This is a genomic window from Fibrobacter succinogenes (genome assembly GCF_902779965.1).
GTDB classification, from domain to species: domain Bacteria; phylum Fibrobacterota; class Fibrobacteria; order Fibrobacterales; family Fibrobacteraceae; genus Fibrobacter; species Fibrobacter succinogenes_F.
Window position 1 is genome coordinate 43654 of sequence record NZ_CACZDK010000006.1, and the last position, 22639, is coordinate 66292.

The 22639-nt window shown below is 47.5% G+C and carries 19 protein-coding genes; 14 read left to right on the forward strand and 5 right to left on the reverse strand.

Going from position 1 to position 22639, the window contains the following annotated elements; translation table 11 throughout:
- Positions 1 to 2: 2 nt before the first annotated feature.
- On the reverse strand, positions 3 to 857 hold the full coding sequence (bamD, locus tag HUF13_RS04350) for an outer membrane protein assembly factor BamD (RefSeq protein WP_173473981.1): 855 nt from the start codon (positions 855 to 857) through the stop codon (positions 3 to 5).
- 64 nt (positions 858 to 921) lie between these two features.
- On the opposite strand from bamD, the gene HUF13_RS04355 reads away from it, so the two are divergent.
- From HUF13_RS04355 to HUF13_RS04390, 8 genes are all read left to right on the forward strand, one after another.
- Positions 922 to 2361, forward strand: a complete 1440-nt coding sequence (locus tag HUF13_RS04355; RefSeq protein WP_304038807.1) for an LptF/LptG family permease — start codon at positions 922 to 924, stop codon at positions 2359 to 2361.
- The gene (locus HUF13_RS04360) at positions 2358 to 3458 is read left to right on the forward strand and encodes an LptF/LptG family permease (RefSeq protein WP_173473982.1); all 1101 of its coding nucleotides are present in this window, start codon (positions 2358 to 2360) and stop codon (positions 3456 to 3458) included. The genes HUF13_RS04355 and HUF13_RS04360 overlap by 4 nt, the downstream gene beginning before the upstream one ends.
- 10 nt (positions 3459 to 3468) lie before the next feature.
- Positions 3469 to 5277: a diguanylate cyclase gene (locus tag HUF13_RS04365; protein ID WP_173473983.1), complete on the forward strand. Its 1809-nt coding sequence runs from the start codon at positions 3469 to 3471 to the stop codon at positions 5275 to 5277.
- Between the two features lie 315 nt (positions 5278 to 5592).
- On the forward strand, positions 5593 to 7068 hold the full coding sequence (locus tag HUF13_RS04370; protein WP_173473984.1) for a sodium:solute symporter: 1476 nt from the start codon (positions 5593 to 5595) through the stop codon (positions 7066 to 7068).
- Positions 7069 to 7560: 492 nt separating this feature from the next.
- Positions 7561 to 8187, forward strand: coding sequence for a hypothetical protein (locus tag HUF13_RS04375; protein ID WP_173473985.1), 627 nt, complete (start codon positions 7561 to 7563; stop codon positions 8185 to 8187).
- A 347-nt stretch (positions 8188 to 8534) separates the two neighbouring features.
- Complete coding sequence (locus HUF13_RS04380) at positions 8535 to 8909, forward strand: hypothetical protein (RefSeq protein ID WP_173473986.1); 375 nt, start codon at positions 8535 to 8537, stop codon at positions 8907 to 8909.
- Positions 8910 to 9024: 115 nt separating this feature from the next.
- Positions 9025 to 10476 carry an SIMPL domain-containing protein gene (locus HUF13_RS04385; RefSeq protein WP_173473987.1) on the forward strand — a complete coding sequence of 484 codons (1452 nt, stop codon included), beginning with the start codon at positions 9025 to 9027 and terminating at the stop codon, positions 10474 to 10476.
- A gap of 68 nt (positions 10477 to 10544) precedes the next feature.
- Positions 10545 to 11342 carry an SIMPL domain-containing protein gene (locus HUF13_RS04390; RefSeq protein WP_304038809.1) on the forward strand — a complete coding sequence of 266 codons (798 nt, stop codon included), beginning with the start codon at positions 10545 to 10547 and terminating at the stop codon, positions 11340 to 11342.
- Here the strand turns inward: HUF13_RS04390 and HUF13_RS04395 are convergent.
- Positions 11334 to 11861: an NAD(P)H-dependent oxidoreductase gene (locus tag HUF13_RS04395; protein ID WP_173473988.1), complete on the reverse strand. Its 528-nt coding sequence runs from the start codon at positions 11859 to 11861 to the stop codon at positions 11334 to 11336. The two genes, HUF13_RS04390 and HUF13_RS04395, sit on opposite strands and share 9 nt — an antisense overlap.
- Before the next feature lie 211 nt (positions 11862 to 12072).
- On the opposite strand from HUF13_RS04395, the gene HUF13_RS04400 reads away from it, so the two are divergent.
- From HUF13_RS04400 to nrdG, 3 genes are all read left to right on the forward strand, one after another.
- Positions 12073 to 14403, forward strand: coding sequence for an anaerobic ribonucleoside triphosphate reductase (locus HUF13_RS04400; RefSeq protein ID WP_173473989.1), 2331 nt, complete (start codon positions 12073 to 12075; stop codon positions 14401 to 14403).
- A 165-nt stretch (positions 14404 to 14568) separates the two neighbouring features.
- Complete coding sequence (gene nrdD, locus HUF13_RS04405; RefSeq protein WP_072827513.1) at positions 14569 to 14715, forward strand: anaerobic ribonucleoside-triphosphate reductase; 147 nt, start codon at positions 14569 to 14571, stop codon at positions 14713 to 14715.
- Between the two features lies 1 nt (position 14716).
- Complete coding sequence (gene nrdG, locus HUF13_RS04410) at positions 14717 to 15277, forward strand: anaerobic ribonucleoside-triphosphate reductase activating protein (RefSeq protein WP_173473990.1); 561 nt, start codon at positions 14717 to 14719, stop codon at positions 15275 to 15277.
- Positions 15278 to 15353: 76 nt separating this feature from the next.
- Here nrdG and HUF13_RS04415 read toward each other — a convergent pair whose 3' ends face one another.
- Positions 15354 to 15578 (reverse strand): hypothetical protein, encoded by a 225-nt coding sequence (locus HUF13_RS04415; protein WP_173473991.1) that lies wholly within the window; start codon positions 15576 to 15578, stop codon positions 15354 to 15356.
- A gap of 219 nt (positions 15579 to 15797) precedes the next feature.
- On the opposite strand from HUF13_RS04415, the gene HUF13_RS04420 reads away from it, so the two are divergent.
- The 3 genes from HUF13_RS04420 (at position 15798) to HUF13_RS04430 (ending at position 18894) form a co-directional block, all read left to right on the forward strand.
- Positions 15798 to 16754, forward strand: a complete 957-nt coding sequence (locus HUF13_RS04420; protein WP_173473992.1) for a COG2958 family protein — start codon at positions 15798 to 15800, stop codon at positions 16752 to 16754.
- A gap of 327 nt (positions 16755 to 17081) precedes the next feature.
- Positions 17082 to 17639 (forward strand): hypothetical protein, encoded by a 558-nt coding sequence (locus tag HUF13_RS04425; protein WP_173473993.1) that lies wholly within the window; start codon positions 17082 to 17084, stop codon positions 17637 to 17639.
- A gap of 223 nt (positions 17640 to 17862) precedes the next feature.
- The gene (locus HUF13_RS04430) at positions 17863 to 18894 is read left to right on the forward strand and encodes a GDSL-type esterase/lipase family protein (protein WP_304038811.1); all 1032 of its coding nucleotides are present in this window, start codon (positions 17863 to 17865) and stop codon (positions 18892 to 18894) included.
- Here HUF13_RS04430 and HUF13_RS04435 read toward each other — a convergent pair.
- Together HUF13_RS04435 and HUF13_RS04440 are read right to left on the reverse strand one after the other, a co-directional pair.
- The gene (locus HUF13_RS04435; RefSeq protein WP_173473995.1) at positions 18891 to 21029 is read right to left on the reverse strand and encodes an ATP-dependent RecD-like DNA helicase; all 2139 of its coding nucleotides are present in this window, start codon (positions 21027 to 21029) and stop codon (positions 18891 to 18893) included. The two genes, HUF13_RS04430 and HUF13_RS04435, sit on opposite strands and share 4 nt — an antisense overlap.
- Before the next feature lie 54 nt (positions 21030 to 21083).
- Positions 21084 to 22619 carry a carbon starvation protein A gene (locus HUF13_RS04440; protein ID WP_173473996.1) on the reverse strand — a complete coding sequence of 512 codons (1536 nt, stop codon included), beginning with the start codon at positions 22617 to 22619 and terminating at the stop codon, positions 21084 to 21086.
- Positions 22620 to 22639: the final 20 nt, after the last annotated feature.

Sequence of the window (22639 nt, forward strand, 5' to 3'; positions counted from 1 at the left end):
GCCTAGTTAGCCAAAGTCTTTTCTTCTTTCTGCAAGCGCTTCTTTTCTGCTTCCTTCTTGAGGCGCTTTTCGTAGGCTTCTTCGGCCTTGACAATCTTATCTTCGGCCTTCTTCACGCGCTTTTGAATTTCCTTGTCTTCGCTAGATTCGTTCTGGGCGATGGCGAGGAATTCTCTTGCGGTTTCGAACTGGTCGAGGTCCGTGTAGGCATCCGAAATCAAGAAGAGCGCTTCTTGGCGGCGCTTTGCCTTCGGGTATGTTTCCAAAAATTCCTTGAAGTAAATTACGGCAGCCTGCGGCTTTTCCATGCGCAAGTAAAGGCGACCCGTCTGGAATTCCTTTTCGGCGACGCGGTCCACGAGCAAGTTGTAGTAGTAGTCCACCGAGTCGCGGAGCGGTGTGCTCGGGTGGTTGGCGAGGTAGCGTTCAAAGTCCTTCATGGCGGTTGTCGTGTTCGATTCGTCACGGTCAATCTTGTAATCCATGTTGAACGAAGAGACTGCCTTGCGGAATTCGGCGGTTTCTGCAAATGGAGAGCCGGGGAAGTTCACGATAAAGCTGCCGTATTCGCCACGGGCTTCAATCCACTGCTCCAGGTTGAAATGGCTTTCGGCAAGCAAGAACTGCGCTTGTTCCATGTAGCCAGAACCTGCACAGGTAGAAAGAATTTCTTCGAGCCTTTCGACGCTGCGTCCGTATTTCTGGGCTTTGAAAAGTTGTTCTGCACCTTCGTAGCGCTTTTGGCACCAGTCGGTGTGGGTCATTTTTTCGTTCGACGAAGTAGAGGAACAACCTATCATGGTTGCCATATAAAGGAAAAGAGGAACGAACAGGGTACTCTTGAAAACTTTTTTCATTTTTTTTCTTTGGTTAATTCTAACTTTCATGCTGTAAAGTAGAAAAAAACGACTCTAGAGAAAAATGATTTTAGTCCGCTATGTCTTGAAAGAGCTAATAGGTCCTTTTTTGGCTTCGCTCTTTGGCATTACTTTTTTGTTTGTAGTTGACTTTTTAGTCAAAATCTTGGACAATGTGTTGTCCAAGGGCTTGCCTACATCTACAGTTCTTGAAATTTTTGCGCTCAACTTGGCATGGATGCTTTCGCTTTCGATCCCGATGGCGGTGCTTGTGGCAAGCCTCATGACGTTTGGGCGCATGTCCGGTGACCAAGAAATCACGGCTGTCAAGGCGGCTGGAATTTCGCCCTTGTCTTTGATGCGTCCGGTGCTGCTTGTAGCGCTTTTGCTTTCGGTCTTGATGGTCGTGTTCAACAACTGGGTGCTCCCGGAGGCAAACCACCGCTCGGTGGAACTCATGAACGCCGTATCGCGCAAGAAGCCTCATGTGTTTGTCGATGCCGGGCGACTCATTACGCAGTTCCCGGGTGTGCAACTCTGGGTGAACCGCATCGATCCTGTTTCGGGAACGTTGTACGGGATCCAGATTTTTGAAATGGAAAAGAAGGGCGCTCCGCGTATTGTATATGCCGACAGCGCTACGATGGACTATGTGGATAACGGCGCAACGCTTATGCTCCGCCTCCGCAGTGGCGAGACGCATCTCGTCGATCCTGATGATGCGGACAACTATTTCCGTATCCGTTTCTTCTCGCAGGATTTGGCCATGCAAAACGTGGATGACCGCCTCGAACGCCGTAGCCGCAGTTACCGCAGCGACCGCGAAATGCCAGTCGAGATGATGTGGGACGTGGTGACGGATGCTCGTGCCAAGTACGATACGGCGGCAGTGCAGGCTAAGTCTCGACGTTTGCCTACGCTTGCCCGCATTCGTGAATATGCTGTGGGCGATAGTGTTTTGCCTGCGGATGCCAGTGGTGTTCCGATGAGTGATTCCTTACAGTTCGTGCAGGGGCTCCGCAAAATCCGCGTGCAAGAGGCAGCCTCGCTCCGTGCAACAGAACGCGCTTGGGGCCGCATGGAAGGCGAACTCAAACGCGCTGCGCAGTACATGGTTGAAATTCATAAAAAGTTCAGCACCGCGTTTGCTTGCTTTATTTTCGTGCTGATTGGTGCTCCGCTTGGAATCATGGCGCGCAAGGGCGGCATTGGCACAGGCATTCTCTATAGCCTCGCGTTCTTTGTCATTTATTGGATTTGCCTTATCGGTGGCGAAAACTTGGCCGACCGCTTGATTGTCTCTCCGGAACTTGCCATGTGGATTTCGAACGTCATCATCGGCATAATCGGGATTCTCCTTACGCGAGCGATGATTCGCGACCGCTTCTCGGGCAATTCCAAGGTTTTACGCTTCTTTAAAATCGTTGGCAAGTATACAGGCGTTATCTATTGTATCAGGGCTGCTGGTTGGTTGTTTGGTAAACTCAAGAAGAGGTTCGGATGAAGTTCTCTCGATACCTTATCTGGAATTTCTTGAAGATGTTCCTCATCGTGGTGTGCGGGGCCATTCTCATCTTTGTTGTGATTGACTTTGTTGGTAATATCAAGACTTGGCTTGCCCGTGACATGAAGGCTGTAGCCGATTATTACTTGAGTTATCTCCCGTATATTTTGTATTTGATTACTCCGGTTGCTTTGTTTATTGCGGTTCTCGCTTCGGTGGGCAATATGGCGCGTCACCTTGAAATGAGTGCGATGCAGAGCTCTGGGCAAAGTCCGTTCAAGACGCTTCTGCCGATATTCTTCTTGGGCATTCTCATGTCGATTGGTTCGTACGAAATGAGCGAACACTGGCTCCCGGATGCAAACCACAAGCGTTTTGAAATTATGGAAACCAATGCGCAAAAACGTAAGAATCCGCGCATCAAGGAAAAACAAGACTTTACGTTTATCGATAGCGAAAAGAACAGCTGGTTCTTTAAGCATTACTCCGGTAAGAACAAAATAGGCCGAGATGTTGTTCTGCTTGTACGCGATCGTGGGCGCTTGGTCGAACGTTACGATGTTCGTGCAATCCGCTGGATCGAAAAAGATTCGGTGACTAAGGCGGGGTTCTGGCGCTTTGAAAACGGCTTCCATCGCGTGTTCAACAAAGATGGTTCTGTCGAAGTTTCGCAAGTTCGCATGGAAAGCATGAAGGGTAAAGTCAATACGCACCCCAATGACCTCATCAACGAAAGGCAACTCGCTGACGAAATGGATTCCAAAATGGTCAAGGAGCGCATCAACGTGCTGCGCCGTTCGGGCGAAGATACCCGTGCCATGGAGACTGCGCTCCAGTTCAAATATTCTGCGCATTGGATGAACTTGATTGTGCTTTTGATCGGGGCGGCGCTTTGCCACCGTTATAGCCGTTCTGGGGGCCTTTCCCAAAAATTCGGTGTTGGTCTGTTGCTCGTTTTTAGCTATTATATTCTAGAGAGAATAGGCCTTAAAATGGGTGAAAATGGGGCTTTGTCGCCGTTCTGGGCGGCGTGGAACAGTCACTTTATTTATGCCGGTCTCGCGTTTGTCATGTTATACCGATCATTCCGCTTGTAGAGGGTTTTAAATGTCCGTGTCTGAAATTTTGTTTGTGGTTGCTGGTGCGTTGCTAGGTCTCGCTTTTCAGGGGGGGATGTTTCTGTTCCTTATCCCGTTTGCGGTTGTTGCTTTTTCGCTTGCTTGTATGAACCGCCCGAATGTTCCGCCGAACACATCTGTACTTCCGGTTATCAAGAGCAATAAACGTTCGACAGCGCTTACGCCGGTGGTCTCTCCGGATCTCCGTAATGAGTTTACGAACGACGTCAAAATGGATACGAACGAGCCGAACTCTTCGCTCCGTGTCAATCAGGTATGGGCGCGTGCAAACTCGGATGTCGATAAAGCATTTGCCGATATTTTGCGTTGCCTCAAGGTGCTTATGCCGCAGGCGAATACGCTTACCATCTTTACGAGTGGCGGGAGCGCGAACGAACTTCGCTTGAGAACGTTCCAAAGCGATATTCCTAATATCATTGACGCAAGTGCAAAAATTACAGAAAATATGGGCATCTTGAGCCAGCTCTTGCGCCCAGAAGTTTCACGCATTTTGGAAGGCGATTTGCTTGTCGGAAAGCGCCTCACGTATTACATTGAAAATCGTCAAATTCGGTCTTTGGTGGGTGTCCCGCTGCTTGACCGCGATGAACGCCGCCTTGGTGTTTTGCTTGTGGACTCGCTGCACCCGAATGCATTTACGGCCGCCGAAGCGCAGGCGCTTACGTTCATTGCTCATGCAATGTACATGGTGAGCTTCAAGAGCTTTATCTCGGCACAGAACTACATTGAACAGCAACAGTTCAGTACGCTTTACCATTACCAGCGCAAGTTCTTCCAGACGATGTCTGTGAAGGATATTTACAAACAAATGTTTGAATACGTTAAGGAAAACATGCCGTTTGACCGCTTGACGATTCTTTTGCTCGACAAGCCGAAAGAAGGGACTGGCCGCGTGATTTACTGCGTGGGCATGGATTCCGAACAGTTTGTCGATAAACAATTTACCTTGTCTGATAAGGGAATTTTTGTCCTTGCTCTTATGAGGAACCGCCCGGTATTCCGCTCGTTCAATTCGGGCTATGCCGATTATGTGCCGCGTTTGAATGATTCCGAAAAGCGCAATATGGAACTTCGTCAGTTGTTTGTAATGCCGGTATCGTCGGAACCGGATTCCAAGACTGCTGAACTTGCCATTTGCCTTGAAAGCCGCTACAACAACCGCTATCAGGAACACGAAAAGAAATTGCTCAAGGCATTCGCGGGCGTTGCCGGTTTTGCCTATGCTCGCGCCTGCCAGTTCGAAAAGGGCAAGGACCTCGCTACTCGCGATGGCTTAACGGGGCTCATGAACCACCGCTCTTTGCAGGAAGCTCTCCGCACAGAAAAAGTTCGCGCAGACCGCAAAAAGTATAACATTGGCGTCTTGATGATGGATATTGACCATTTCAAACGTGTAAACGATACGTATGGTCACCCGATCGGCGATGTTGTTATTAAAGGAATTGCCAATGCGATTAGCGGCGAAATCCGTAAAGAAATTGATGTCGTTGCGCGCTATGGCGGTGAAGAATTTGTGGTCGCTCTTATCGATACGACTCCGGAAGGCATGATTGAAACGGCTGAACGTATTCGTAAGGCTGTGGGCAAGCTTGAATTCAACGTGCACTTGACGGATCCGCTCCGCGTGACGGTGAGCATTGGCGCCTTCCTTGTGGAACCGGAATTTGCGGATATGAAGAAGGCTGTTAATAATGCTGACCAAGCGCTTTATAAGGCTAAGGAAGGCGGGCGCAATCAGGTCGTTCAATTTGAAAAAATTGAAACGGATGCGGTGTGATTTAGACGAAAGAACGGCTCTACGAGCCTACAGACGAAAGACGAAAGAACGCCGCTGCGTGGCTATAGACGAAAGAGGTCAGGTATTGAATGTATCACGAGCTTTGGGGGCCGTCATTCTGACGACCAACGGGAGGATGAATCCAGTTAAGTTCTGCATGCAATAAATTTCACTGGATCCTTCGGGATTACCCCTCAGGATGACGATTTCATTTTTACTGTTTACTAACCACTAACCACTGTCTACTTCTAACTTCTAACTTCCTACTTCTAACTTCCTACTTCCCACTTCTAACTTCCTACTTCCTACTAACCTATGTTCACTGCTATTGATTGGATAGTTCTCTTCGCTTACTTGCTCCTCTCGCTTGCGATTGGACTCTGGGTTTCTCGCGGCAACAAGAACCTCAAGGAATATATGTTCGGCGGTGGCTCCATGCCGTGGGTGGCCGTGGGCATCAGCCTAATCGCGACATCCGTGAGTGCAACGACGTTCCTGGGCGCGCCTGCCGACGTCTATGGCGACGACATGACGTTTTTGATGTTCCAGATTGGCGCCTTGCTCAGCATTTTCGTGGTGGGTTTTGTGTTCATTCCGCGATTCCGCACGTCGGGCATTTCCAGCGCTTATGAACTTTTCGAAGTGCGTTTCGGGAGCAAGTCGGTGCGCCGCTTGGCTGCGATTTTTTACTGCTTGCATTTGCTGCTCCGCACGGGAATTTTACTTTATGCGCCATCGCTTGTGCTTGCGCAGATTTTGCACATCGACTTGAAACTTGCAATTATCGTCTCGGCGGCGGTCGCCATTTTCTACACGTGGTTTGGCGGCATCAAGGCGGTCATCTGGACCGATGTTATGCAGTTTGTGGTGTTCTTTGGCGGTGGCGCGTTGGTGCTTTTGCTTATTGCAAATGCAGTGGGTGGCTTTGGCGAAATGGCAACTCTCGCAAGCGAAGCGGGCAAGACGCGTTGGTGGAATGCGTCGATGGATGTTTCTAATGCGCGCACGCTCATCTCGGCGGGTTTTGCGTATGCCATTCTTGAAATCGCCATTCGCGGTTGTGATCAGCAGTTCGTGCAGCGCTACCTCAGCTGCAAGGACGTGAAGGCGGCGAACCGTTCAAGCATCCTTTCGATGGTGCTCGGTTGCGCGGTCTCGATTCTCTTTTATTGGGTGGGCGCCGCTCTTTATGTTTATTACAACGTTTCGAAAGTGGCTACAGTTCCGGCGGGCATCGGGCAGAATGACGTATTCCCGTACTTTATCGTGAACGGGCTTCCGGTCGGTGTGACGGGCTTGATTGTCGCTGCGATTTGTGCGGCGGCCATGAGTAGCCTTTCGGGTGCCATCAATTCGCTTAGCAATACTTCGGAACACGATTTTCTCGGTTGGGATGAATCCGCGGGAATGGGCGGTCTCAAGCGCGCTAAAATCTGGACGGTTATTTGGGGCGTGCTCGGCGTGTTCTTTGCGCTATTCGCGGCAACGCAGCAGGGGAGCCTCCTCAAGAACGCCCTCTTCTTTACAGGACTCTTTACCGGCCCGCTCCTTGGCATGTTCCTCCTCGCGTTCTTCGTGAAGAATCTCAAAAGCTGGCAAGTCATTACCGCCGTTATTTGCGGCATGGTAAGCCTCGTACTTATCCAGGGAATCCCTGCATTTCATGTGCCTGCGGTTTTTGAAAAAACGTTCAGCTGGCCGTGGATGCCCTTCATCAGCATGACCACGACAATTGTGGTGGCGGTGGTGTTGAAGTTTGTGTCGCCCCTTGTTTGCGCAAAACGCGGATGATAGTTCTTTATTTCTTAATCAGTATTCCTTTTATAGCGTTGTTTGTACTGCTTGTAAAGGCTCATGATTATGTCACGGATAAGAAATGGGATTTTGTATTGCTTCTTTTACGGCTATTGAGTAGTGTCGTTGTATTGGGATCTTTTGGTGGTCCCATTTTGGTCAGTATATATTTGACAAATCTGGTAGATCCGGATTTTGTTTATGGGGTGCGGTGGTATAGTTCTACTATAGTCTTTTTAGGGAATATGATATATACTTTTATTTATGTTTACAAGCATAATAGAGTTTTGTGGTGAACAAGGTCGGAAAAGATTACCAAAACTCGCTCTAATTAGCCACTTTTGGAAAAGATTTTTTTAGAGATTGCAAATCGCGTCTTTGCCGTAAAGTTTATTTTTCCGAATTGCGGTAACGAAATTAAGTAGTTTATCGTAGAATGAATTCCGCAGGATTACCCACTTGCGGATTTTTTTATACATTATGTTTTGTATGATTAAGAATTTGTTTTTAATATCGCTGTCTGTTCTGCTCTCATCGTGCTTTAGTTATTATGACAAAGCAGAACGATTGGCTGTGATGGGAATTATTGATAGTGATAATGATAGAAAAAATAATTATGATCTCGGTGAAACCTTAGATTATACGTTGGTGTACCGGTTTAATGGAGATACTGCTGATGTTCCTATTCTGTTGATGGTTGAAAAGGATGAAAATGGTGCTGTTCAAAAAGTGATAAAAAGATTTTTTCGAGGCTTTTGTAATGTGGTATTTCCTGCTATGGATGTGTTTGGTTGTGGATACATTTTGAGAGGTAAAGTTAATGTGGAAGTATTTCTGAAAAGTGTAGTAACGGGGCACAGTATTTTGTTAGCGAAAAAGACTATTGATATGGATGCCTATTATCGTTCTGTTTTACTCACGCAGGTATATTTGGGGACTGATACTGCAAAATATAGAAACAGGTTGAATTTTAATATTGATTGGAGTAAAATGAAGCCGATTGTATTTGAAGGTGCAAATGATACTCTTTACCATTATACTGCATGGTATTGGGATAAAAGAGAAAAGTATGAAAACAATCTCATTGAAGACCGATTTTTTGTTGAAATTCCATAATTTTTTTTATTTTAATGTAAAATTTCAAAAAAAGGATTTAACATGAAATTTAAAATTATTATTGTTGAAGCTTTCCTTTTTATTCCATGGGCTTATAGAAATTATTGGTCTTATTGATATGGTTAAATGTTTATTTCTGATAGTATTGTCCTTTTTACTAACGTCCTGCTTTTATTACAATAATGCTGAACGGATGTTTGTTTGGGGCTATTTAGATGGCCCCAGAGAGATTTTCGATGATTATTCTTTAGAATATGTTCTTAATGATAAAAATGTAAGTCCAGACTTTTATATGACTTATCGGGATTTAAATTATGATTGGAATGAAAATGGTCGAATAAAAGCTTTTGAAAAAAAAATACTGTAATAGGCGATTCTCTGGCAGTGATGTTTTTAATTGTGGCTCTCCGTTGACGGGTAAAGCCAACTTTGATATTTTTTTAAAGAATGAAAAAAATGGAAACCGTATTTTGCTTGCTAAAAAGACCATTAATATGGATGGCTATTTTCGATCTGTTTTGTTAACGCAAGTGTATTTTGGAACTGATAAAGAGCAATACAAGTATAGAACCGATCGTAATATTGATTGGAATAAAGTGGAGCCAATCGTTTTTCCAAATACAAACGATACTCTTTATCATTATACCGCATGGTATTGGGATAAAAGAGATTCTTATGAAAAATATTCCCCAAACGAAAAATATTTTGTAGAAATCCCGTAAATATTATTTTTCTGAATTGCAACTAAGAAATTAAGTAGTTTATCGTTGAATGAATTCCGCAGGGATGATTCGCCTGCGTTTTTTTTTTGTGGATGTTTTGAAAAAGGAGAAATATATGCAGAACAAGGTCTCGTACATCGTTATCATTGTACTTGCTTTCGTGTGCCTGATTCTTTCGATGAAACTCGGGCGTGATGACCTGGCGAACAAGGGGGATGCTGCGGCATCGACAGCTCCTGAGGTTGCGAGCGAACAGGCTAAAGTCAAGGACGGCTGGAATGTCATTTCTCTTTCGACGAGCGAACAAGAAATGTTTCTCGCTGACGAGTATAAGATAACGTTCAAGATTGTTCAAAAGCATAAGGAAAAGAGCCGCGCTTTTAGCTTGCTGAACGAAAGCCGAGAAAAGGTTCTTTTGATGCTCAAGGAATTGAATGTCGATAAATCAAACTACGATCTCTATTCGATGAGCATTTCTAGTGATTTCGAACGTCGCAACAATGGCAAGAGGGTTAAGGTGGGCTATGATGCCAGACAGGGAGTCGAGATAAAGCTTCCGAACAAGTCCCTTAGCGATGCGGTTGGGCGTAAACTTGCAACTCTTGATTTTATTGATGATTTTGAGACAGTTGGCGTATTGAAAAATGCGGATTCGTTAGAGGTTGAAACGATAAAGCGTACATGTAAGAAAGTGCTGAAACAGGCCGATGTATATGCCCGGAGCGTCGGGGCTACGGCGGGGAGAATTCTAGCTGCCGAAGGCAATTCCAACGTTAAAGAGTATGCTAGCTATTCGGATTCTGTTGGCATCCGCGCAGAATTGAATGTGTCTGTGCAGCTAAAGGGACGTGATGAACCCAAGCAATCTTATGTCCAGGTGAGTCAGGAAGAATCGAAGAAATTCTTGGCGGATCTGTTTACGATTTCTGCAGGGGCTGTCGTAGATGGCGATGACAGAGAGAAAATTTACGGTCAGGTGGGGCTTGTGAAGGATTCCATTGTGGCTCTTGCCAGAAATCTGGGTGTCGCGGAATCTGAAATAGATGTCCATACGGCAAGGATAGGTATTAAATCCCGATGGGAATTTACGAACAACGAGTCTAAAAAGAATCGTTTTAGGGCTCGCCAGTTTGTGACCGTCAGTTTTACGTCCAAGCAGGATGCGGCCGCATTCTTGGCGGAAGTCGGTGGCGCCGAAAATGTGACTGTTGGTGATGTTCGTTCTGTATTGAAAAATCGCGATTCTCTTGAGGTCCTCGTGACTGAAATTGCTGGGCGTAAGGCCATGGCTCGTGCGCATGCGATTGCCGAAGGCTTTGGTGGCAAGGTGGGCGATGTCGTGTATGTGGGGAACAACACGTCTTACGATTACAATGTGGTTAACGAGATTTCTTATGAATCCAGTGCTAGAGGCAAGAGCGTGCTTGGGAACAGCCGTGGAATTTCGAATGGCGCTTATTTTGATGGAGGTTTGGCCGGTCTTTTGGGGGGTGCCGATGTTTCGGGCATGATTGCCGATTCCGTCGAGGTCAGTTCTCGCGTCAATGTGATTGCGGAACTCAAGTAATGTGGTCTTTCGTCTAGAAAATGACTATTTTAAGTTCATAAAAGTTGAACCAATAAAAAAGGGGTAAAATGATGATGCAAAAAATGCTCAATATCATCTATCTCATCGTTCTTGTTGTGTGCGTGTGCTTGATTATTCGCGTATTCAATGCGCAACCGGCAAGCGTTCCTGCAGTTACAACCTCCAATGCCAATGGCACTACGGCAATCGATGTGCCGCACATCGAAGTCTCGGCGTCCGAAACCAAGAAGTTTGCCGCCGACAAGTTCGAGATGGGCTTTAGCCTCGAAATCCGCGGTAAGGATAAAGAAGCTGTTTCCAAGCGCTTGGCGGAACGCCGCTCGGTGATTTTCGAGAATGTGAAATCGCTCGACATTCCGCAATCGGACGTGGAACAGAACAGCATTGACATTCGCAAGGAATGGTCTTATCGCAACAGCAAGCGCGAACTCGTTGGCTATGTGGCCACGCAGAATTTTGTGATTACGGTGAACCGAAAGATTGATGCTGCTGCTCTTGTGCAGGCTCTTTCTTCGGAAGCGGATGTTGAAATTCATCGCACGTCGGCACAGCTCAAGGACGTGGATGGCGTGCAATCTAAGGTCATCAAGGCTGTAGGCGAGAAGGCTAAGGCCAAAGCAAAGGATTACGCCGAAGGCGTTGGGGCAAAGATTGGCCGCGTGTTGCAAATCAATGGCGAAGGCGGCGGAGTTTACTACAGGCCAATGCGCTTGCGCACGAATGGCGTTATGATGGCGAAAAGCGTGATGATGGATGGCGCTGCAGAAGCTGTTCCCGACGAAAGCGCTATTGCTGATTCCGTCGAGGTCAGCGCTTCTGTTCAAGTTGTTTTTGAACTAAAGTAATTCTAACAAACTATTTTCGTAATCTTGGGCAGCCTTTTCGAGGGCTGCCTTTGGCATATCCGGGCCGCAGCCGTAAATGCCAAACGGTTTAAACCACTTCATGCCTGCTGCATTTGCGGTCATTTCGAACGGGATGAGCATTTCTTCGGCGGTGTAGCGGTTTAGGCCTTCGTGGGTGTAGTGCTCGGCGGCGGCGCCTGCGGTAAAGACTACGCGAACGGGCATGCCTTTCAAGAAGTTGTCGGCGCTGTACACGATCGGGCTCATGACTTGGTCTTGCCAGTCGCGCAAACTTGCCGGGCTGTTATACCAATATATAGGGAACTGCCAAACAATTGCTTTCGATTCGCGGAGCAATTTTTTTTCGGCTTCCAAGTCGAAGTAACCATTAACCCTGATTTTGTCAAGGTGGTGAAACACAAAATTGGGATTTTTTCTGTTGATATCCACTAAGTGTTTGTTGAACATGGAGTTAGAAATGTTCGGATGCGATAGAAGAATTGTGATTTGATTGTTCATTATTTTTTTTCTGTTGATAAGTTGAGGAAATATTATAAAAAAATTACATAATACGTGCGAAAAATCTTCCAAAATGGTCCGTTATTTATTATACTTGTAGTGTGGTTGATCTACATCTTGTGGGGGTGGTTCGACCTCAAGCACAAGATATAGTAAAATCGGAGGATTTTGACTATATTTGTGAAAAAGGGAATTGAAGGTTTTTTTGTAGATGATTTTTACTGTCAAGAAGCGCGACGGCCGCGAAATGCCGTTCAATATCGAGAAGATTGCAGACGCTGTAATCAAAGCGTTTAGAGCCTCTGGCGAATTGGATGAACAGATTAAGGCCGCCCAAGCGCAAATGAATTTGCTTGGAAACGACGACCTTCTTACAAACGCTGCCCTCAAGGTTGCAGCCGAAGCTGTTGGGCATCTCGAAGCCGAAAACAAGACCAAGCCGGACATTGAAGAAATCCAGGACGCCGTTGAAAAGGCTTTGACCGAAGGTGGTTACGCCGATACTGCTAAGAGCTATATCTTGTATCGTGCCGAACGTACCCGCGTGCGCGAAGTCAATACTCGCCTCATGCAGACGCTTCATGACATTACGTTCAGCTCCGCCAAGGAATCTGACCTCAAGCGCGAAAACGCTAATATCGACGGCGATACCGCTATGGGTACGATGCTCAAGTATGGTAGCGAATCCGCTAAGCATTTCTACACGATGATGATGCTCAAGCCGGAACACAGCCGCGCCCACATGGATGGCGACATTCACATCCATGACCTTGACTTCTATTCTTTGACGATGACTTGCTGCCAAATTGACCTCATTAAGTTGTTCAAGAATGGCTTCAATACGGGTCATGGTCACTTGCGCGAACCGAAGGATATTCGCAGTTACGCCGCTCTTGCTGCAATCGCCATTCAGAGTAACCAGAACGATCAGCATGGTGGACAGTCCGTGCCGAACTTTGATTACGCTATGGCCGATGGCGTTCGCATCACGTATCGCAAGGCTTACCTTTCGAACATGGTGAAGGCGCTTATCCTTTTGACGGGCAAGACCGAAGAAGAAATTTTGCCGGTGGTGAAAAAGCTTCACACTGAAATGGCCGAAATGGGCATGGTCGCAACGCTTGTGCCGAATGAAAAGTTCCAGACAACTGAAGTCCACGAACTTTCCAAAACTTATGACGCCGAAACGGTGAAGAACGCCCAGAAGTTTGCCGAAAAGATGGCTTTCGAAGAAACTGACAAGGCCACTTTCCAGGCTATGGAAGCTTTCGTGCACAACTTGAACTCCATGCACAGCCGTGCCGGTGCCCAGACTCCGTTTAGCAGCATCAACTACGGTATGTGTACGGAACCTGAAGCCCGCATGGTCATGAAGAACTTGCTCCTCACGACTGAAGAAGGCCTCGGCGGTGGCGAAACGGCTATCTTCCCGATCCAGATTTTCCGCGTCAAGGACGGCATCAACCTGAATCCGGGCGAACCGAACTACGACTTGTTCAAGCTTGCCTGCCGCGTGAGCGCCAAGCGCCTGTTCCCGAACTTCAGCTTCCAGGACGCTCCGTACAACCTGCAGTACTACAAGCCGGGCCATCCGGAAACCGAAATTTCGTACATGGGCTGCCGTACCCGCGTGATTGGTAACCATTACGATCCGAGCCGCGAAATCTCTTATGGCCGTGGCAACTTGAGCTTTACCTCGATTAACCTCCCGCGTATCGCTATCAAGATGAAGTCCGTCGATTTGTTCTTCAAGGAACTCGACCGCATGATGCAACTCGTGAGCGACCAGCTCATGGAACGCTTTGCTGTGCAGAGCCGCCGCAAGGTGAAAAACTTCCCGTTCCTCATGGGACAGGGCGTGTGGATTGATTCAGACAAGCTCGGCTGGGAAGATACCGTGGGCGAAGTCATCAAGCATGGTACGCTTTCCATTGGCTTTATCGGCCTTGCCGAAACGCTCGTGATGCTTACGGGCAAGCACCACGGCGAATCCGAAGCTTCACAGGAACTCGGCCTTAAGATTATCGGTCACATGCGCGAATTCTGCGACAAGGAATCCGAACGCTTGGGCCTCAACTTCAGCTTGCTTGCAACACCTGCTGAAGGCCTCTCGGGCCGCTTTGTGCGCATGGACAAGAAGAAGTTCGGCATTATCCCGGGCGTTACCGACCGCGATTACTATACGAACTCTTTCCACGTGCCGGTTTACTATAGAATCTCGGCTTTCAAGAAGCTCTCGCTGGAAGCTCCGTACCACGCGCTCACGAACGCTGGCCACATCAGCTACATCGAACTCGATGGCGACCCGACGCAGAATCTGGATGCTTTCGAAAAGATCGTGAAGCACATGGCAAAGGTCGGAATCGGTTACGGTTCTATCAACCACCCTGTCGATCGCGACCCGGTTTGCGGATTCGTGGGCGTGATTGGCGATGTGTGCCCGCGCTGCGGACGTAGTGAAGGCCATGCCATCTCTTGCGAAAAGCTCGCTGAACTTAGAAAGAAATTCCCCGGAATGCCCGCATTCAGAGGGATTAGATAATGAGTTAATCGTTCTGAGTTACTAGTTACTAGAAATTCGGAACTTAGATTTTGTGTCATCCTGAGCGTAGGGCATAGCCCGAAGTCGAAGGATCCAGTTGATTCTTGGATTGCTCAGAATGGCTCGAAGAACTGCGGCGAAGCCGCAATCAAGGAGTACAGAAAAATGTCTGAAAAGGAAATGTCTCAGTATGGAGAAGGAATCGGATTCGAACGTATCCGTCGCATTACGGGTTATCTCGTTGGTACAGTCGACCGCTTCAACAACGCTAAGCGCGCCGAAGTCAACGATCGCGTAAAGCACGGCGTGTAAGATGGATGATTATCCTCCACTGCGGATTGCAGGGATTGAGCCCGAATCATTCGTGGACGGTCCCGGTATCCGTTTGACTGTGTTTACCCAGGGCTGCCACCACAATTGCCCAGGGTGCCAGAATCCGCAGACTCATGATTTTGAGGGCGGGCACTTTATCGAGCGCGAAGCGATCATCACGATGATCAAGGAAAATCCGTTGCTCGATGGCGTGACGTTTAGCGGAGGCGATCCGATGGACCAGGCGGCGGCACTTGTTCCGCTTGCACGCGAAATCAAGGAACGCGGTCTCAATCTCGTGATTTTCACGGGATACACGTACGAACAGCTGATGAAGCTTACGCCCGAAAAGCCGGAGCTCTTTGAATTGCTCTCGTTTGCGGATATCCTCATTGACGGTCCGTTTGTCATGGCGAAAAAGTCGCTGGACATCAAGTTCAGAGGTTCTTGGAACCAGCGCATTATCGATGTGCAAAAGAGCCTTGTCGAAGGCCATGTGGTCATCCATCAGATTCAACTGGACGAGATGGCGGAACACCCCGACAGGGAATACAATACATAAGCGCGATGGGCGAGGGCGGTAAATGCCTGCGAAAATCGTGAATGTAAAAAGGACGAGTTCTGCTCGTCCTTTTGCGTTATGGGAGAATTTGGTCTTTGGTCAGATTGAATCTGAGGATTAGTGTTTCCAAAGGGACCCCATCTTTGAAAAGGGCCCTAGCTGTTTCTAGCTTTTCGGCTTCGGCCTTGGTGAGTTCGTCACGTACCTTTTGTGTTTCCGCTCGGGCTTCGGCAAGTTCTTTGCGAAATTCATCGCCGGCACTCACAAAACCATATTTCTGTCCTATGCTTACGAATGCCATTTCTAACTCCTTGAGTTGTTCTTCATTGAGGTACTTTAAAGCTACATTCGTTATGGAAAATAATCAAGTAGGCCTATTGTTGGGCTTGGGGGGGGCTGATGATTAGGAAAAAACGATGGAATTTGTGTCTTTGATACAATGTCGAAGGATTTTTCCGGAACAGACCTTTATATCGAGGATGAGGAATAATCTATATTACAAGTAATAAAGGAGCCCGTTATGACATATACATTTTTGAAGCTTGCTGAAGAAGTTCTTGAAGAAGCCAAAAAGCGCGAGAACATCCAAGCACTTTCCCATGTGGAAATATGGGAAAAGGCTGAAAAATATGGAATTCAAAACAAGTGTAGTTCCTCTGGTAAAACGCCTTGGCAATCCATCTGCGCTCAAATATATGTGGATATGAAGGATAACGCTAAAACTATTTTTGCAAAAATTGGTACGCGGCCTGTGCGTTTTGCTCTTAAGAAATATGTTGAAAATGGTGTAAAGATTACTGACATAGAACAAAAAATAAAACAGCCTAAGACAATATTTTCGGAACGGGATTTACATCCGCTTTTGACGAAGTTTGTTTATTCGAATTCGCATTTTCATTGTTATGCAAAGACTATTTATCATGAGACTTCAGCCAAACATAAGATTGGGCGAAATCATTGGTTGCATCCGGATTTGATGGCCGTCTATTTCCCGTTTGATTCGTATCAAACAGGAACACTGGATATAATTAAGTCTTTTTATGAGTCAAAAATGAAATTGTTCTCATTTGAGATGAAAAAAGAAATCACTAGCTCGACTCTTCGTGAGTATTATTTCCAAGCGGTTTCTAATTCTAGTTGGGCTAACGAAGGCTATTTGGTCGCTTTGAAATTTGATCAAGATGATGATTTTCGTGAAGAAATGCAACGCCTTAACAATTCTTTCGGCATAGGCTTTATCCAACTCGACGCAACGAATGTGGAACAAAGTAGTGTTCTAATTCCTGCTAAAATCCATGAACAAATTGATTGGGATTCTCTTGATCGTCTTATTGAGGAAAATCCTGATGTCAAGAATTTCGTCGACTCCATTAATGGGGATGTTCTGCTTCAAAAGGTAAAGAATAAGAACGAATATGATGAAATCTTCGATAACTCCAAGATGGAAAAGTGGATTAAGGACAAGGGAATTGAATAGCGACTATTGTCTGACAAAAGTTAATTAGCTATATTTGTTATCAAAAGTTCCCACGGCGCCTCTTAACAATGCGTACCACGGTGGGACTTCGCTTTTTTGGCTTTGTCTTTAGATTTGCTGTCGAAATTTTCGGTTGCCAATTCTCCACCAAGCTGGTGGAGTTTTTCGAAAGTGGGGCAAATGCAAAATTGTTCGGCAAAAACGTACAACCCTCTTGACGATAGTTTTCCGATAGCCTATATTTAGTGTACGGATGAGCAAATGTGTTGCTCTGCAAACAACAAAAGCCCCGCTGTTTTCAGCATGTCTGCGGGGAGGAGTTAAAAGATGAAGAATGATGTGAAAAATGGTGGTGTCGGCATTTGGCTTGACGAAATTGTTCCTTGTCTCAAGGATACCGAAACTGGCGAAATCAAGGAAACGGTTGTATTTAAAATCGAAAGTCGTTCATTCCTGAAAAAATTCAACGAAAAGAATGGTTGGGGAATCAATTGGATAGAAATTCCCGATAATGTTGATGTCTTTGCCCTTGCGTTGAAGGAAAATAACGAAATTCAGGGACTTGTCGGAGTGAAAAACGACAAAAATTCTGTTGCGGCATTTATCCATTGGGCATGTACCGCACCTCGCAATAATAAGCGATTGAGTGGATCGCAAAAATACATTGGGGTTGGAGGGCATCTGTTTGCCATTGCTGCTGATAAGTCGATTCAGTGGGGATATCAAGGCGCAATTCACGGCTTTGCCCTTAACAAAGAACTTCTTAATCACTATATTGAAGTATTAGGAGCCATATTTTTAGGGGCTTTGCACGAATATCAATTTTTCGTGAACGAAAAATCGGCAAAACATCTTTTGGAGACTTACACCTATGAATGGAACTAAGGGACCTGTCATTCTGGCGGAATCCATGGAGGCGTATAGGGCCACTCCTGACCCGTACAAAGATGCTCCTTCAATGCATGTGAACTTATTGGAGTTGTCTCGTTATGCAGAAAGAATCGGAAAGCCGATGTGCGAACTGACTAAGGAAGAAATAGACCAATTCCGGTTGTAATTGATCTCGTCTGCCCTCTTTCTTGATTATATTTATCACATGGTTATGGATATGTTTGGGAAGAATGTTTTGGCGACTACTGTTGTCGCTGCGTCGGCTTTGACTGTATCGGCGTTTGCGGCGGGTAAGGTTGCTTGCGTTGGCAATAGTATCACGTATGGTTACGGGATTGAGTCTTGGCCGGACCAGACGAGTTATCCGCATCATTTGCAGGGGATGCTGCGCGAAAATGCGCTGAGTGATACGGTCGAAAATTTTGGCGTGAGTGGGCTTACGGTCCGCAAGGATGATCAGGCTTCGTATTGGAAAGGTTACCGCTTTGCGCCGGCGATTGAATTTGCGGCAGATACGGTTATCATTGAGCTTGGTACAAACGATTCGAAGGCTTACACGACTTGGAATTCTCCGGCGCAGAATGCGGCCGTCGATTCGGCGATTACGGCTGATTTTGAAGCGTTGATTGATACGTTCCAGGTGAAGTCAAAGCCGCATGTCTTTATTTGCTTGGCGCCTTATGTGAACAACGTAGAATGGAATATCCTCGATACCGCGGTCGTGAACCGTGTGAACCCGGCGATTTTGCGGGCGGGGCTCGAAAAGGGTGTGAATGTCATCGACTTGCATTCGCGTTTTAGCGCTCTCGAAAATCCGGGCTGGTACTTGTCGGATTTGGTGCATCCGTCTGTCGAAGGCGCAAAGCACTTGGCAGAAATTGTGTATGCCCATTTGCAAATGGATACGTTGCATGTAACGCAAGATGGCTCGACGCTCAAGGCGCCGAAGGGCTTTGGATTCCAGTGGTACAAGGACGGACGCCTCTTGGATGGCGACACGCTTGAAACGCTTACTGTTTCGAGTGTTGGCAAGTACAAGGTCTCTGTGAAAATTGACGAAAAAAGTTTGTCACGGATTGTGACAGAAACGCTTGATTTGCAGGAGCGAACTGCGTTGAAGCCGAATGCTCGCGTTAGTGAAAAAGCTTCAGTGAATTCGTCTCGTTACTTAGAACAACGTTTTGACGCTCGTGGTCGCGCTTTGAAAACACAAAGCTCGTTCCAGAAAGTTTATATTAAACGGCTCTAGCCTAATTTTTCGGTGAGTCTTGTGTACCGGCGAGTGCTGCGGTTGTTGCGCACGGCTTGGTAGAATGCACCGGGAGCTGACAAAATCCACACATGACCTTTGGCACGCGTAATCGCGGTGTAGATGAGGTTCCGCTGCAGCATAATGCTGTGGCTTGAATCGAGCACGACGATGACGGCGGGGTATTCGCTACCTTGGCTTTTGTGGATGGTGCAGGCGTACGCAAGGATGAGCTCTTCGACTTCATCGGGCTCGTAATCGACAGTCTTGTCGTCGTAAAAAACCGTGATCTTTTTTGTTTCCTTGCCGATTTTGTAGATGATGCCGACGTCGCCGTTGAACACGTTCTTGTCGTAGTTGTTGCGGATTTGCATCACGCGGTCGCCTGTGCTCCAGTTGCCGCTTGCAATTTTGATGCGTTCCTTGCCGGGATTCAGAAGGTCTTGCAAGAAGTTGTTCAGCTCGTAAATGCCGAGAGGTCCTTTGCGCATTGGCGTGAGGAGCTGCATCTCTTGCGTATCGATATCGAGCTTTTCTTTGATGCCAAATGTGACGAGGCGGGCAATGATGTCTTTAGCTTCATCGGCCGACTCGTAAGGCAAAAAGTGGAAGTTCGTGCCTTCGATGGGCGAGGGGCAAATGCCTTGGTTGATTTTGGCAGCTTTGTCGGCGATGTCGTTTCCGCCGGCCTGGCGGAAAATGTGCTGAAGGCGGGTGCTCGGAATCTTGGGGCAACGCAACAAGTCGTTCAGCACATTGCCTGCTCCCACGCTGGGGAGCTGGTCGGCATCGCCTACGAGAACAATTCGCGCGTTGAGTGGCGTCGCTTCGAGGAGCGACGCGGCAAGCCACGTATCGACCATACTGAATTCATCAACGATGAGCAAATTGCATTGGAGCTTATTGTTTTCGTCGCGGTGGAACTTGCCCGAAATCGGATCTACTTCGAGCAATCGGTGGATTGTGCGGGCTTTTTCGCCACAGCATTCGCCCATGCGCTTGGCGGCGCGCCCCGTTGGGGCCGTGAGGCTTACGCATTCTTCCATTTGGCGGGCGAGATACAAAATCCCCTTAAGGATTGTTGTCTTGCCGGTGCCTGGGCCGCCTGTGATAATCGAAATCTTTCGCGATAGCGCCATCTGGATGGCTCGCCTTTGAATTGGATCAAAGCTGAACTTGTGTTCGCGTTCCCACTGCGCAAGAGCGTTTTCGAAGCCTTCCGTTGAAAGTTCGTTGTATCGCAAACGGAGCTTGATGTTGTCTGCAATGCGCTGCTCGGCATTGTAGAGTGGTGGAAAATAGCAGTCGTCGCCTTCGCGTTTGATGCGTCCGATTTCGCTTGCTTTTTCGAATTCATCGAGGAGCGTGTTGATGGCACTTTCGTCATCTTGCATTAAACGCAAATTGCGGAACGTGCGTTCCAAGAGAACGTTTTTGGGCAAGAATACATGCCCGTCGCTCACGGAAGCTTCTTGCAATGTGTAAAGTAATGCCGCTTGAAAACGCTCGGGGCTGTCTTTCGGGAATCCAACTTTCTGCGCGATTTCATCGGCTTTCAAGAATCCGATGCCCCAGACTTCTTCGCAGAGCATGTACGGGTTCTGCGTGATGCGTTCAATTGTCGCCTGCCCGAACTTGTTCCAAAGGCGTTTGGCTACACTGCCGACAATTTCGTGCTTGTACAAAAACAGCATCGTCTCGCGGCTGTGGCGCGCTTCTTGCCAACGTGCCAAAAAAGCTTCCACCTTGCGGGCGGGGAAGCCTTTGATTTTCACTTCTCGGAATTTGTCAGGATCGTTGTCTAGGATATCGGCAGTTTTATCGCCAAAAATTTCAACGATGCGTTCGGCAATTTTTTGCCCGACTCCAGGGAATTGCCCGCTTGCCAAGTATTCGACAATGTCGTTGTCTTCTGTGGCGAGGTATTCAAAAGAAGTCGCCTGGAATTGCTTTCCATATTTCGGATGCGAACCCCAGTCGCCTTCTACAGCAATCGTTTCACCGGGCTGTAAAGCGGGGAATGTTCCTGTAACGACAACGACTTTCTTGCTTTCAGCGTCGTTAAGGCGCATCACGGTAAAGCCGTTTTGCAGGCTATGAAACGTGATGCTTTTGATTGAACCTTTAACTTGCACGAATTTTGCGGCGTTTGTTTTTTGCGGCGCTTGTAAAACTTGCGAATCTCTAGTTTACTCAGCCTTCGGAATTTTTCCTTCGTCAAGGTCGGGATTCCAACGGTCGGCATTGTAACCTTCCATCTTTGAAAGCGTCTTGCCGCGAACGCAGAGGAAGAATCCGAGAATGGCAGCGTCATGGAGTGCAATCACGAGAGCTGTCTTGTAATCAAGTCCAAAACCGAGCGGAGCGCCCTTGAGATTTTCCGGGCTCACCCAGAGGATGTAATCTGCTGTAATGAACGTCATGAACATGCACGGGATAAGCGCAATCCAGAAGTTCTTCTTTTTACTGCGGAGGTAAACCGTGGCAACGCACAAACTGCAAACGGCCATGAGCTGGTTGCTCCAGCTGAAGTAGTTCCACAAGATGTTGAAGCCTTCGGGGTTCAAGTTGCTCCAAAAAATGATCACAGCGCAGAGGGCGAACATCGGAACCGTGAGGATCAAACGGTTACGCACGGAGGTCTGTTCAAGACCTGTGAGTTCTGCAATCGTAAGGCGGAGGCTGCGGAGGCTGGTGTCGCCACTTGTAATGGCAAGGATAATCACGCCCACAACTACGAGAATCGAAATCGGAGCCCAAGGAATTACTGTCGAAACGAGAACGCTCAAGACTTTCACGCCCGAAGCGCCTGTCAAAAGTTCCGGCATCTGGTGATAAATGAACATACCGCCAGCGGCCCAAATCATGCCGATTAAACCTTCGATAATCATCATGCCATAGAACGTCTGACGGCCTGTCTTTTCGGTCACTTCGGTACGAGCAACGAGCGGGCTTTGCGTGCTGTGGAAACCGCTGATGATGCCGCAAGCAATCGTTACGAAGAGCATCGGGATAATCGGCTGGCCTGCCGGATGCTTGTGGAAGTTGCTCATGATATCGCTAAAGCAGAATTCATCGAGTACGTTCAAGTTCGGGATGATGCCCACGAAAATCGCGAGCGAAGCGAGAATCAGGAGGGCGCCAAAAACCGGGTAGATGCGGCCGATAATCTTGTCAATCGGGAAGAAAGTGCTAATGAAGTAGTAGGCAAAAATGACGGCGACAGCAATCCAGAAAAGCGTCGGCGAAACGTGACTGCCAGCGAGAATCGGCGTATTCACGAGAGCTGCTGGCGTGTTGGTGAACACTGCACCGACGAGGATGAGCGCCACGGAAATGAGCGTCATTACAAGCTTTGCAGGGCCCTTGCCCAAAAACTTGCGGGAGAGCGCTGGCACATTGTAGCCGTTGTTGCGCATGCTGATCATGCCGCTGAAGTAGTCGTGTACAGCGCCGCCAAGCACGTTGCCGAGCGGGAGCAAGATGAACACGATGGCGCCAAACTTGATGCCAAGAATCACGCCAATCACAGGACCGATGCCCGCGATGTTCAAAAGTTGAATGAGAACGTTTTTCCAATGCGGCATGGGAACTCGGTCAACGCCATCGGGGTTTGCGAGAGCCGGAGTTTTTCTGTCGTCCGGTCCGAAAACGCGTTCGACGAACTTGCCGTAGGTGAAATATCCAAGGATGAGGATTGCAACACCAATTAGGAATGTTATCATTTTTTGCCTTCTTTAGTTAG

Excerpts from the sequence above, each read along its gene's own strand:
- bamD (WP_173473981.1), bottom strand. The coding sequence starts at position 857 with ATGAAAAAAGTTTTCAAGAGTACCCTGTTCGTTCCTCTTTTCCTTTAT.
- HUF13_RS04355 (WP_304038807.1), top strand. The coding sequence starts at position 922 with ATGATTTTAGTCCGCTATGTCTTGAAAGAGCTAATAGGTCCTTTTTTG.
- HUF13_RS04360 (WP_173473982.1), top strand. The coding sequence starts at position 2,358 with ATGAAGTTCTCTCGATACCTTATCTGGAATTTCTTGAAGATGTTCCTC.
- HUF13_RS04365 (WP_173473983.1), top strand. The coding sequence starts at position 3,469 with ATGTCCGTGTCTGAAATTTTGTTTGTGGTTGCTGGTGCGTTGCTAGGT.
- HUF13_RS04370 (WP_173473984.1), top strand. The coding sequence starts at position 5,593 with ATGTTCACTGCTATTGATTGGATAGTTCTCTTCGCTTACTTGCTCCTC.
- HUF13_RS04375 (WP_173473985.1), top strand. The coding sequence starts at position 7,561 with ATGATTAAGAATTTGTTTTTAATATCGCTGTCTGTTCTGCTCTCATCG.
- HUF13_RS04385 (WP_173473987.1), top strand. The coding sequence starts at position 9,025 with ATGCAGAACAAGGTCTCGTACATCGTTATCATTGTACTTGCTTTCGTG.
- HUF13_RS04390 (WP_304038809.1), top strand. The coding sequence starts at position 10,545 with ATGATGATGCAAAAAATGCTCAATATCATCTATCTCATCGTTCTTGTT.
- HUF13_RS04395 (WP_173473988.1), bottom strand. The coding sequence starts at position 11,861 with ATGAACAATCAAATCACAATTCTTCTATCGCATCCGAACATTTCTAAC.
- HUF13_RS04400 (WP_173473989.1), top strand. The coding sequence starts at position 12,073 with ATGATTTTTACTGTCAAGAAGCGCGACGGCCGCGAAATGCCGTTCAAT.
- nrdD (WP_072827513.1), top strand. The coding sequence starts at position 14,569 with ATGTCTGAAAAGGAAATGTCTCAGTATGGAGAAGGAATCGGATTCGAA.
- nrdG (WP_173473990.1), top strand. The coding sequence starts at position 14,717 with ATGGATGATTATCCTCCACTGCGGATTGCAGGGATTGAGCCCGAATCA.
- HUF13_RS04415 (WP_173473991.1), bottom strand. The coding sequence starts at position 15,578 with ATGGCATTCGTAAGCATAGGACAGAAATATGGTTTTGTGAGTGCCGGC.
- HUF13_RS04420 (WP_173473992.1), top strand. The coding sequence starts at position 15,798 with ATGACATATACATTTTTGAAGCTTGCTGAAGAAGTTCTTGAAGAAGCC.
- HUF13_RS04425 (WP_173473993.1), top strand. The coding sequence starts at position 17,082 with ATGAAGAATGATGTGAAAAATGGTGGTGTCGGCATTTGGCTTGACGAA.
- HUF13_RS04430 (WP_304038811.1), top strand. The coding sequence starts at position 17,863 with ATGTTTGGGAAGAATGTTTTGGCGACTACTGTTGTCGCTGCGTCGGCT.
- HUF13_RS04440 (WP_173473996.1), bottom strand. The coding sequence starts at position 22,619 with ATGATAACATTCCTAATTGGTGTTGCAATCCTCATCCTTGGATATTTC.